This window comes from Caldisericaceae bacterium, assembly GCA_036574215.1.
In the GTDB taxonomy this organism is placed as follows: Bacteria; Caldisericota; Caldisericia; order Caldisericales; family Caldisericaceae; genus Caldisericum.
In genome coordinates this window covers 1-11,465 of the sequence record JAINCR010000001.1, presented here as the reverse complement: position 1 = coordinate 11,465, position 11,465 = coordinate 1, and the positions used below count along the sequence as shown (strand labels likewise).

General features: G+C 33.8%; 17 protein-coding genes. 9 read left to right on the top strand and 8 right to left on the bottom strand.

Features of this window, described 5'->3' with window-relative positions; all coding sequences use genetic code 11:
• The 3 genes from K6343_00085 to K6343_00075 form a co-directional block, all read left to right on the top strand.
• A partial coding sequence (locus tag K6343_00085) for an isoaspartyl peptidase/L-asparaginase (GenBank protein ID MEF3244373.1) occupies positions 1-413 on the top strand: 413 nt, incomplete at its 5' end.
• Between the two features lie 63 nt (positions 414-476).
• Positions 477-848: an isoaspartyl peptidase/L-asparaginase gene (locus K6343_00080; GenBank protein MEF3244372.1), complete on the top strand. Its 372-nt coding sequence runs from the start codon at positions 477-479 to the stop codon at positions 846-848.
• 17 nt (positions 849-865) lie between these two features.
• Complete coding sequence (locus K6343_00075; protein ID MEF3244371.1) at positions 866-1,837, top strand: hypothetical protein; 972 nt, start codon at positions 866-868, stop codon at positions 1,835-1,837.
• Between the two features lie 4 nt (positions 1,838-1,841).
• Here the strand turns inward: K6343_00075 and phoU are convergent, their stop codons facing one another.
• From phoU to K6343_00040, 7 genes are all read right to left on the bottom strand, one after another.
• Positions 1,842-2,513, bottom strand: a complete 672-nt coding sequence (phoU, locus tag K6343_00070; GenBank protein MEF3244370.1) for a phosphate signaling complex protein PhoU — start codon at positions 2,511-2,513, stop codon at positions 1,842-1,844.
• A gap of 10 nt (positions 2,514-2,523) precedes the next feature.
• The gene (pstB, locus tag K6343_00065) at positions 2,524-3,276 is read right to left on the bottom strand and encodes a phosphate ABC transporter ATP-binding protein PstB (GenBank protein ID MEF3244369.1); all 753 of its coding nucleotides are present in this window, start codon (positions 3,274-3,276) and stop codon (positions 2,524-2,526) included.
• Entirely contained in the window at positions 3,270-4,121 is an 852-nt protein-coding gene (pstA, locus tag K6343_00060; protein MEF3244368.1) for a phosphate ABC transporter permease PstA, read from the bottom strand. The genes pstB and pstA overlap by 7 nt, the downstream gene beginning before the upstream one ends.
• Positions 4,114-4,983, bottom strand: coding sequence for a phosphate ABC transporter permease subunit PstC (gene pstC / locus K6343_00055; protein MEF3244367.1), 870 nt, complete (start codon positions 4,981-4,983; stop codon positions 4,114-4,116). Before pstC ends, pstA begins: the two co-directional genes overlap by 8 nt.
• Positions 4,984-4,987: 4 nt before the next feature.
• Positions 4,988-5,833: a PstS family phosphate ABC transporter substrate-binding protein gene (locus K6343_00050; GenBank protein ID MEF3244366.1), complete on the bottom strand. Its 846-nt coding sequence runs from the start codon at positions 5,831-5,833 to the stop codon at positions 4,988-4,990.
• Positions 5,834-5,935: 102 nt separating this feature from the next.
• Positions 5,936-7,141 carry a HAMP domain-containing histidine kinase gene (locus K6343_00045; GenBank protein ID MEF3244365.1) on the bottom strand — a complete coding sequence of 402 codons (1,206 nt, stop codon included), beginning with the start codon at positions 7,139-7,141 and terminating at the stop codon, positions 5,936-5,938.
• 74 nt (positions 7,142-7,215) lie between these two features.
• Positions 7,216-7,884, bottom strand: a complete 669-nt coding sequence (locus K6343_00040) for a response regulator transcription factor (protein ID MEF3244364.1) — start codon at positions 7,882-7,884, stop codon at positions 7,216-7,218.
• Between the two features lie 134 nt (positions 7,885-8,018).
• Between K6343_00040 and K6343_00035 the strand changes: the two genes are divergently transcribed.
• From K6343_00035 to K6343_00010, 6 genes are all read left to right on the top strand, one after another.
• On the top strand, positions 8,019-8,600 hold the full coding sequence (locus K6343_00035) for a YigZ family protein (protein ID MEF3244363.1): 582 nt from the start codon (positions 8,019-8,021) through the stop codon (positions 8,598-8,600).
• A 125-nt stretch (positions 8,601-8,725) separates the two neighbouring features.
• Positions 8,726-8,998 (top strand): 30S ribosomal protein S16, encoded by a 273-nt coding sequence (gene rpsP / locus K6343_00030; GenBank protein MEF3244362.1) that lies wholly within the window; start codon positions 8,726-8,728, stop codon positions 8,996-8,998.
• A complete protein-coding gene (locus tag K6343_00025) occupies positions 8,998-9,246 on the top strand; it encodes a KH domain-containing protein (protein ID MEF3244361.1) in 249 nt (82 codons plus the stop codon). Before rpsP ends, K6343_00025 begins: the two co-directional genes overlap by 1 nt.
• A 15-nt stretch (positions 9,247-9,261) precedes the next feature.
• Positions 9,262-9,681: a YlqD family protein gene (locus K6343_00020; GenBank protein ID MEF3244360.1), complete on the top strand. Its 420-nt coding sequence runs from the start codon at positions 9,262-9,264 to the stop codon at positions 9,679-9,681.
• Between the two features lie 17 nt (positions 9,682-9,698).
• Positions 9,699-10,451, top strand: coding sequence for a tRNA (guanosine(37)-N1)-methyltransferase TrmD (trmD, locus tag K6343_00015; protein MEF3244359.1), 753 nt, complete (start codon positions 9,699-9,701; stop codon positions 10,449-10,451).
• The gene (locus K6343_00010; GenBank protein MEF3244358.1) at positions 10,448-11,032 is read left to right on the top strand and encodes an RNA methyltransferase; all 585 of its coding nucleotides are present in this window, start codon (positions 10,448-10,450) and stop codon (positions 11,030-11,032) included. The genes trmD and K6343_00010 overlap by 4 nt, the downstream gene beginning before the upstream one ends.
• Here K6343_00010 and K6343_00005 read toward each other — a convergent pair.
• Positions 11,004-11,465: DMT family transporter (locus K6343_00005; GenBank protein ID MEF3244357.1), on the bottom strand; the 462-nt coding region annotated here is incomplete at its 5' end. The genes K6343_00010 and K6343_00005 overlap by 29 nt on opposite strands.

Genomic DNA, 11,465 nt, shown 5'->3' with positions numbered 1-11,465 from the left:
TGATGAAGGCAATCATTGTGCATGGTGGCGCAGGAGATGCTAAAAAAGAAAGTGAGATCCAAGAAAGGGTTAACTTTATGGAGAATGTTGCTTCTTTTGGTTATTCCCTTTTAAAGGATGGTAAAGACGCTATAGGTGTTGCTGTTTCTGTTGTGAAGATGCTTGAAGACCATCCTCTGTTTGATGCCGGTGTTGGCTCATACTTAAATGAAGAAGGTTTTGTTGAGATGGATGCAGGTATTATGAATGGATCGAATCTTTCCATTGGTGCCGTGTGTTCTATCCGAAACATAAAAAATCCGATTGAACTTGCAAGGGCCGTTTTGGAAAAGTCAAAAGCAAATGTTCTTTCTGGTATTGGTGCAGAAAAATTTGCAAAAGACTGTGGTATAGAGTTTGTCCCAAATTACTAATTCTATACTGAGAGAATCAAACAGATCTACGAAGGGACTTACGGAGATACAGTAGGAGCAGTTGTGCTTGACGGGACAAAGATTGTGTCTGCAGTCTCAACAGGAGGGACCCCTAAAAAACCTGTTGGAAGAGTTGGCGATTCACCTCTTGTGGGATCTGGTTTTTATGCAAATAGTGATTATGGAGCAGTTGCAACTGGGATTGGAGAAGATATAATGAAACTTGTGTTGAGTTATAGAGTAGGGTTTTACCTTCCTTTACATTCTCTTGAAGAGTCAGTTAGGCATGTAATAGACGATTTAACAAATATAAACGGAAAAGGTGGTATTATTGCCCTTGACAAGTATGGAAACATTACATATTCTTATAACACTAAAGGGATGTTTTTTTCTTATATGAAAGATGGACTTGAGAAAGTTGTTTGTGGGTATTAGTTTAAAAGGAGGTTGAGATGAAGAAAATAAATGCTTTTATAATTCTTTTAGTCATTTTTAGCTTACTTCCTTTAACTTCAATTTTTGGTTGGAATTCACACGGTTTAACGCTTTCTTACGTATTAAAAAACGTCCAGTGGTTAAACCAATACAATAACATCACCATTACTCCTTTTACCTATAAAGATGATATCAAAGAGAAAATAAACCCTAATTTTGAGATTAAATACCTTGATGGAGCAATAGGAGAAAAAACCACTGCCTATAAAATACTTACAACATATGCAGATGAGCCAGATTGGGGGTTAGATTCAAACTTAGGGTTATCTAAATTTCAGATACTTATGGGTGATTCTCAAGGCTATAGGCACATGTTTTATAAAATGGGATTTATCCAAATTGGAGAAAATCCTAACCAAATTGAATTTTGGTTCAATATGGCAAAAATAGCAAGGGAAAGAAATGATTACTATTGGACGTTTAGATTTCTTGCAAGAGCACTACACTATATGGAAGATATCACTCAACCGTATCATGGAATACCTGGTCCAACATTCATTGTATTATCAAACATCTTTAAAGGTATTAAAGCGCTTACAATAATGTGCTCGAATCACCATTATGCGCTGGAAGATTACCAAGGGTATATGGTAGGAATTGCCAATAAAAAATACGTAGAAACTTTAGAAGAATACTTCATGCCGTTAGAAGTTGATGATGTAAAATCCATTGTTTGGTTGGGTAAGTATGCTGCCTCTTTAAATAGGGAAAGGGTTAAAGTGTTGTGGCCATTAGAAGAAAAATTCTTTGGTCCCAAAGTAAGCGGTTATAAAGAAGAATTTCATTTTAACCCTTCAAAATTACATTTGGGTGAGTATAACTTAGACTACCAGGCAGAATATGACAACGCGATTCTTTATTCTCTTAGATACTTTAATGGCTTTTCCCGTTTGTTGTTGGAATACACAAAGAAGAGTTTAAATTTGTAGTTGATTATTTTCCGTTTTCTTCATTTTCAAAATGGTGGTGGCGAATGTCCTTGCCTTCACCTATGTAAACTACGTATTCTCCAATGTTCGTTGCTTGGTCTGCTATTCTCTCAATGTTTTCTGAAACTCTAATAATAAGAATTGCCCTGTTGATTGTCTTTGGGTCGCTTAACATGTATGTAATTAGTTCCCTAATGATTTGGTCGTTTAGATTATCTATCACGTCATCTCTTAAGCAGATCTCTTTTCCAAGTTTTGCATCTTCGTTAATAAAGGATGTTATTGCATCATCGAGCATCTGGATTGTAAATTCTGTCATTCTTGGTAAGTCGATGTAAGGTTTTACATCTGGCTGAGGAATGAGTTCTCTTGCAAACTCTGCAATATTTACAGAGAGATCTCCTACTCTTTCAATATCTTTTACCATTTTTATAATCATTGCAACTTTTCTTAAAATTTTTGCTTGCGGAGAATACAAAGCCAATGTTTCAATAGCAAGGTTGTCAATTTCAATTTCAAATTCATTTACCTGCGGTTCAAGTTCGTTAATTACTTTTTCTGCGAGTTCCATTTTCTTTTCAACAATGGATTTAACAGAAAGCTTTACCATTTCTTCTGCAATTGAAGCCATTTTTAAGATCTTTTCGTTTAAAAGTGCTAATTTTTGTTCTATCATTTAAATCACCTCATCCAAATTTCCCTTCAAGATAATCTTCCGTTAATTTATTTTTGGGTGTTGTAAAAAGCTTTTCTGTTCTGTTGAACTCAATAAGTTCTCCCAGATATAAAAATGCTGTAAAATCAGAGACTCTTGCTGCTTGCTGAATATTATGTGTAACAATTATTATAGTGAAATCTTGCTTTAGCTTTTCTATGAGTTTTTCAAGTTGTAGTGTTGCAATTGGGTCCAACGCTGAAGCAGGTTCATCCATTAAAAGTATTTGTGGTTCTACTGCAATTGCTCTTGCAATACAGAGTCTTTGCTGTTGCCCACCAGAGAGGCTGAAAGCAGAATCAAATAACTTGTCTTTTACCTCTTCAAAAAGATTTGCTTCTTTCAACGCCCAATTAACTTTTTCTTCAATAAATTTTTTATCTTTTATTCCCTGAATTCTTAAACCGTATGCGATATTTTCAAAAATAGACTTAGGGAAGGGATTTGGTTTTTGAAAAACCATTCCTACTTGTTTTCTTAATTTGTATACATCTACATCTTTATCGTAAATGTTCTTTCCGTCAATAAGCACACTTCCTTCTATTGTAATATCTTCAAAGAAATCGTTCATTCTATTTAAGCTTCTTAAAAATGTTGACTTTCCGCAGCCCGATGGTCCGATGATCGCAGTTACACTTTTTTCTTCAAACTCTAAATTGATATTTTTAAGAATGTGCTGTTTTTTTGTGTAAGCGTTTAGGTTTTTTACTTCTACTTTTACCATTTTTTACCTCTCCTAAATCTATCTCTTATTATAATCCCAGGTAAAGAAATTGTAAATACAAGAAATATAAGGACAATAGCAGAACCAAAAGCAATGGGCACTTGATCTTTTGGAAAAGTTCCTTCTGTAAGAAGTGCGTAGATTGTGTATGGTAATGCCATAACTGGTTTAAAAAGACTGTTGGGTAATTCTCTTGTATAAAATGTTGCTCCAGTAAACATTATAGGAGCAGTTTCTCCTACGGCCCTACCAATGCTTAAAAGAACTCCTGTGATAATGTTTGGTAAAGCAGTTTTTAATACAACTGCAGAGGTAGTTTGCCATTTTGTTGCACCAAGCGCAAATGATGCATCTCTAAAATCTTTTGGCACCATTTTTAGACTCTCTATAGTTGTTGAGGAGATTATAGGCAACATTAATATTGCAAGTGTTAAACTTCCAGAAAGAAGGGAGATTTTGAAGCCAAATATTTTTGAAAAAAGGGCAAATCCGAAAAGGCCAAAAATAATTGATGGAATACCGGAAAGTGTATCAATTGCTAATTTTACTACTTCTGTAAAAAGATTTTCTTTAGAATACTCAGATAGGAAGATGCCTCCACCTATACCAATGGGAATTGCTAAAAGGGATGCAAGTGCAACAAGACTAATGCTACCTAAGATTGCAGGTAGTATTCCTCCTTCTGTAAAACTATTTTTAGGAAAACTTATTATGAATTTTAGAGAAATTACCTTTAAACCATTTGTGAAAATGTATAATAAGACCGTTAGAATTGCAACAATTGCAATTAATGTTGCAAGACGAAAAAGTAAAAATACTATTCTTTCCTTATTTTTTTTATCCATAGAGTCTCTTTATATAGATTTTTCTTAAATAACGGCTTAGCATGTTGAATAAAAGTACAAAAATAAGTAAAACAAACCCAAGCATGAATAAGGCTCTGTAGTGTAATGAGCCAACCGGAGTTTCTGCCATTTCAAGAGCGATTGATGCAGTAATTGGACGCATGGGTTCTAAAATAGAAGAAGGAATTCTAATTGAATTTCCTGATGCCATTAAAACTGCCATCGTTTCTCCAATAGCCCTACCGAAACCTAAGGTGATTGCGGCAAAGATGCCGGGTAATGCTGATGGAATAGTTACTTTCATGATAGTTTGGTATTTGGAAGCACCCAATCCAAAAGAAGCAAGTTCTTCCTCTTTTGGAGTAAGGGAAATCGCATCATCTGCAAGTGTAATTATTGTAGGTATTGACATAATTGCCAAGATTATGCTTGCGTTAAGGCCGGTTAGACCTGTTGGAAGATGGAAGATATTTTTTATGATAGGTGATAAAAAGAGCATTGCAAAAGATCCATATATAACTGAAGGTATACTTGCAAGAAGTTCGATTGTTGGTTTTAAAAAACTTCTAACTTGAGGACTTGCAAGTTTTGATAGATAGATTGCACTGCCTAAAGATATGGGAACTGCAAAAAGCATTGAAAAAACTGCAATATAAAAAGTTGAAACAATTGAAGGTAAAAAGCCAAAGAGTGGAGGTGTTTGAGTTGGCCTCCACTCTTTTCCAAAAACGAGTTCTTTTAGGGAGTATGTTTTAAGTAAAGGAATGCCTTCTATTGCAATTAAGGTGATAATTCCCAAAAGTATTATGAAAGATACGTAAGCAATAATTGTAAAAATTATTCTGTCGGCATTCCTCTTCATATTTTTACTTAATTCTAATAAAGCCTACTTCTTCAATAATTGTTTGTCCTTCGTCGGAAAGGACAAAATCAATGAAATTCTTAATCTCTCCTGTTGGTTCACCGTTTACCACTAAAAAGAGTTCTCTTGAAAGCCCATAAGTTTTATTTCTTACATTTTCTACATTTGGAGCTACTCCGTTGTAAGAAAGTGCTTTAACTGATTCGTCAACATAGCCTAAGCCAATATAACCTATGGCATTTTCATTTGTAGCAACTGCACTCCTTACGGTTGCATTTGAAGATTGGTAAAGCGCTTTATCTGTTATTTTTGCATCATGTGGAAGAGCAAGTTCCATAAATGATCCGTATGTGCCAGATGAGGTATCCCTTGATACAACAACGATTTCCGCATCCTTTCCACCAACATCTTTCCAATTGGTAATTTTGCCTGTGAAGATATCTGCTACTTGATCTTTTGTAAGGTTATTTACTGGGTTGGATGGGTGAACAACAACAGAAAGTGCATCTAAAGCAATTGGGATTGGGTTAAGCGTTATGCCTTTTGCCTTGGCATTGTCAAATTCACTCTGTTTTACTTCTCTTGAAGAGCTTGCAATGTCGCAGATACCATCTATTATTGCAGCGATACCATTACCAGAACCAGTTCCTTCAACAGTAATGTTTACATTAGGGTGTTTGTCCATGTAAACTTCTGCGGCTTTCTGAACAATAGGAAAAACAGTTGTTGAACCATTGATAGAAATGTTTGTTTTTTCCTTCACCGTTGATGTAGTACACCCTGTAAATGCAACAACGACTAATACAAAAAGTGTTACAACTAATACTAACTTTTTAGCCACCTTCTTCATATTCCACCTCCATTATATTCTATTATGTGTGTTTTACAAAACAAGAAAATTCAGTTAAAATTTGGTTAAAAAATGGTTAAATTCTGTTAACTTTTAAATTTTTCAATTTGATAAATGGAATTTTACTCTAAAAGTTGTGCCAATACCAACTTTACTTTCTACTTCAATCTCTCCGTTCATTTGGGTAACGAGCTTTTTGGTTATTGTAAGTCCCAATCCTGTGCCTTTTAATGCTTCATTTCTTGATTTATCTTCCCTATAAAATGGTTCAAATACTTTGTTAAGATTCCCTTCTTTAATGCCTCTCCCAGTGTCTTTTACCTCAACGATAGCTACATCATCTTCTTTTTTGATTTCAATCTCAATTCTTCCAACTTCTGTATATTTAATAGCATTTTCAACAAGATTATTTAAAATATCTTCTATAAAGTATGAATTCCCCTTTAAATGAATGCTATCTGCCTTAACTAACAAAGATAACCCCCTTTTCTTACAGATCAGCTCAAATCTGCTTTTAATTGACTCTGCAATCTTTTTTAAGTCTACAATTTCGTTAAAACTTCCTCCAAATGAATCAATTTCGCTTAGTTTTAAGATACGTTCAATGAGATTTGATAACCTCAGCGTGTTATCTTTTAGTATCTTAAGGAATTTCTCTCCACCTTTCTTGATAAATGATTCATTTTCAATAATTTCAAGCGTTGCAATAATTGATGATAGTGGAGTTTTCATTTCGTGAGAGACAGCCTCAAGAAATTCTGTTTTAACAAGTGCATCTTTTTCAAGAGTTGTTTCTTTCCTGAGAATAAAGATAACTGAGTTGTTGTTTTCAAAGTCAATATGGTAACTTTTTACGTAATAAGTAGAGTTATTTATCTCAATAGTATTTGTTTTTGTTGCCCATGATTGCAATGCTTCAGAAATAATATTTAGCAGATCTGTATTTCTTATTGCTTCATAGAATAAACCTTTTTCTTTAATTTTAAGAATTTCTAATGCTTTTTTATTTTTGTAAGAGATTTCGCCATTTTTTCTTATTACAAGAATTGGCTCTTCAATACTATTTAAAATTAAAGAGTAGAGATGAATCTTGTCATTACAGTCTTTTGTAAGGTCTGCGTATTCTTTTTGAAGTGTTTTTAGGTTTTCTGTAAGCTCATAAGATAGGATAGTTGCATTATTAATATCTTTGTTTTCTTCTTTTGGCATACTTTTAACAAAATCTTCAAGTTCTGTAAGTGCGTTGTTTTGTAAAAAGAAAAACGATAAGAGTAAAAGAACAGCCAAACTAAAAAGAAAAACAGTCAATCCCAGTAAATATCTTATGAATAACGTTACAAGCCCTAAGAAGATAAGACTAATAGACGACAATAGTATTATATTTATTCTTCGTTTGAAAATTTGTAACCCACCCCTCTTATAGTTTTGATATACTTTCCACATTGTCCTAATTTATCTCTTATGCTTTTAACATGCACATCGATTGCCCTTTCAATTGGCGAAGTCGTATGGGAAAAAGCTTCTTTTAATATACTATCCCTTGAATAAACCTTTCCTTTGTTTTCAACAAGAACTCTTAGTATTTTAAATTCAGTTGGAGTTAATCGAATTGTTTTGTCTTTACAATAAACAAGGAAACTTCCAATGTCTAATGTTAGGTCTCCTTCTTGAATTGTTGTTTTGCCTCCCTCTCTTATAAATGCTTTAACTTTTGCTGCAAGTACTCTCGGAGAAAATGGTTTTGGAATGTAGTCATTTGCCCCCATTTCAAGTCCAAGCACCATGTCTCCTTCTGAATTTTTGGCTGTAAGTATGATTACAGGGATTGACTTTGTGTCTTCTCTTGATTTTAGAGATTTTAGAATAGTTAATCCGTCAACGTTTGGCAGCATAAGATCAAGCACTATGCAATCGTATTTTTTGGGACCGATTGAATTTAAAAAGGTATCACCGCTATAAAATTTATCGACCTTGAAACCTTCTCGTTCTATATAAAATGAGGCAAGGTCGACAATATCCTTTTCGTCATCGATAATGGCAATTCTCTTCATATTTTTATTATAGATACTTATTACATTTTTTACAATAGGAAAATATGAGTTATAATTTCATTGTGAAAAATGACTATGTAAAGAAGAATAAAAACTACTTTTAAGGATTTTTAAAGGTTTTGGAGAGTTTTTAAATGAGATATAAAACAATTGAAACTGATTTATCTATAAGGGTAAATATTCAAAGGTCTATTTTTATAAGTCATGTAAAAAGGATTTTTACAAAAGAAGATGCAGAAGAATTTATTAAAAACATAAAAGACGAATACAAAGATGCTACGCATAATCCTTTTGCCTATAGGTTGCTTAACGGCACTTTTCAATATTCTGATGATGGAGAACCTTCTAAATCGGCTTCTATACCTATATTTAATGCAATTCGCTCAAACGGTGTCTACAATGTGGCAGTGGTTGTTACACGGTATTTCGGTGGAGTAAAACTTGGAATCCCAGGTTTAATTGAGGCTTATTATTCTACTGCAGATTTTGCCATTAAGAGTGCTAAAGTTGTGGAAGTATCAACGAAAAAAAGATTTAAAATTTCATTACCTTACCAATCTTTAAATTATCTATATTATGTATTATCAAAAGTTGAAAGCAAAGTGCTTGAAAAAAATTTCGGGGAATTTTCTATTTTTGAAATTGAGATAAACGAAGACGACGAAGAAAAATTTTTGGGCTTACTTAGTAAAGAAAAAAGTATTCAATATCTTTAGAAATATGAAATTTTTTTACTTTTAAAAAATTGTATGTAGTTTTATACTTTGTATAACTTGCAAACTGAGTTTATTTTTGTTATAATAAGTTGCTTTAGGTAAAACTGATTTTTAGGAGGCTAATGTTGGCAACGAAGATTAAGCTTGCAAGAGTTGGAGCACCTCATCGAGCGTTTTATAGGGTTGTAGTATCCGATTCTCGTTTTGCAACGGATAGTAAAATTGTTGAAATTATTGGACATTGGAATCCTGTATCCGATCCTGACGAACTTGTTATTGACAGAGAAAAGGCTATTGATTGGTTGAAAAAAGGCGCAATGCCTACTGAAAGTGTGTTGAATCTTCTTAAAAGAGCAAAAATTTGGGATGAGTTCCTAAAACTCAAGGGAGGTAAGTAATCATGAAAGAACTAATCGAAACAATTGTTAAGGCTTTGGTAGATAAGCCAGAAGAAGTTAAGGTATCTGAAGTTGCTGGAGAAACAGCAGTTATTTTTGAAGTAAAAGTTGCAGATTCCGATATTGGAAAGGTTATTGGAAAACAGGGTAAAACTGCTAACGCACTAAGAACTATTGTTAAAGCAGCTTCCTCAAAGATTGGCAAGGCTGCAACTATTCAAATCAATTCAAGACCAAGAGGAGTATAACCCTAGGAGAGCTCGATGAGTGTGCTTCATCTTAAGCAAAATGTTGTTGTAAAAGTTGTTGTAACCGAAAAGTTTAAAGAAGACTTTAAAAAAGATCTTCAAAGACAATTAGAAAATGCGGAGAGTAAGGCGCGCGACCTGAAGTCTTCGATGGCGCGCGTCGTAATTGAAAGTGCTGGTATCCAAAATGCTTCTTATGTTGAGACTCTTAAAGCACGCATCGAGGAAGAAAGGATGCTTCAAGAAGCATTAGCGTCCCAATTGAGGGACAAACTAAGGGAAATAGATGAACTTCCCGTTGGCTCTGTTTATCCTTATGTTGTGCTTGAAGGCTTTGTAGATGTGCAAGTTGGTGACGATCTCTTTAAAAAAATTTCATCGCAAGAAATAATCTTAAAAGATGGCATAGTTACCGAAATTAAGGAAGGCACCTAATAGGTGCCTTTCAATGTATGGAAGTCCATATCCTTACAATATTTCCAAATCTTTTTGAGTGTATAAAGGATTTTGGTATTTTTAGACTTAGTTTAGAAAGATCCCAATTACAATTTTACATTCACAATTTAAGAGATTTTACAAAAGACAAGCACAAAACTACTGATGATACCCCGTATGGTGGTGGTGCAGGTATGGTTATGATGGTAGAGCCGGTTGTAAAAGGTATCGAATCTATAGAAAATCAATTTGGAAAACAGTTTAAGATTTTAACTTCTCCACAAGGAGTAAAATTCAACGAAAGTCTTGCAAAATATCTCCTCTTAAAAGATAAGGTTCTTTTTATTCCTACCCACTATGAAGGAATAGACGATAGGATAATGGATTATATTGACTTAGAGATCTCAATTGGTGATTATGTGTTAAGTGGTGGTGAGATACCTGTTCTTGTTATGCTTGATGCGATATTGAGATTAAAACCAAACATACTGAATAATGCTGAATCTCTTAAAGAAGAAACTTTTGAAAATAATCTTCTTGAATATCCCCATTTTACAAGACCAGCTGAGTTTCGAGGAGTATCTGTGCCCGAAGTTTTAACAAGTGGCAACCATAAAGTTATTGAACGTTTTAGAAAAAAGGAGTCTCTCAAAAGGACACTGTTAAAGCGTCCCGATTTAATTTTTCAGCATGAATTTACAGAAGAAGAAAAAGAAATGCTAAAAGAAATAATGGATGAAATGGAAACTACCATAAGGAGAATTTTATGAGACTTTACATGGTGCTTTTACATTACCCTGTTTACAATAAAAATAAGGAAATTGTTGCAACAAGTATTGTCATACACGACTTGCATGATATGTCAAGGGCAGCAAAAACTTATGGTATAAAAAAATTTTATGTTGTGCAACCAATGGAGGAGCAGAAAAAGGTTGTTGAGCGGATCTTACGCTTTTGGGAAACAGTAGGATACGAGTATAATCCCAATAGGTTAGAGGCTATTTCTATTTTATCTGTAAAGGATAGTCTTAACGATGTAGCAAATGAGATAAAAGAGGTTGAAGGTATAACGCCCTTTATCATTGGGACTTCTGCAAAGAAAAGGCAAAACCTAATTTCCTTTACTGAAGCTGCAATAAAGTTGAAAGATGAAATCCCAATCCTTGTTGTTTTTGGGACAGGATGGGGGATTCCTGAAGAGTTTGAAAATAATTTTCATGCCTTTCTTCCACCAATAGTTGGGATTGGTGAATTCAACCACCTTTCGGTAAGAAGTGCTTCTTCCATCATGTTAGATAGACTTATTTTTAAATACAAGGAAATTACTTCCTCTCTAAGCGAAGAGGATTAACAAATACTAAGCCAAACACTATAAGTATACCGCCTATAAGCATGATTGTATTTAGTGTTTCTTTTAGAAATATAACGCCGCTTAAACTTCCAATTATTGGGTTTAAGTAGATAAAAGTTGCAGTGGTAGAGGCTTCTTTGTATTCAAGCGCTTTAAACCATACAGTATAGCCTATAAGGATACTCAAAATACCAAGGTATAGTATAGCAAAAAACGTCGGTTTATTGATTGTTAATAATGTTTGTATGTGGCTAACATTAGTAAAAGGAATAAGTAAAATTGTGCCAAAGAACAAACCAAGTGTGTTTAATTCGATCGGTTTAAAGTGTTTGTAAGTCGAGTTGGAAATTACTGTTGCAAGAGCCCATGAAGTTACTGCTAAAAGGCTTAAAAACACTCCTAAAATGTTTTCGATTTTGAAACTATTGGAAAT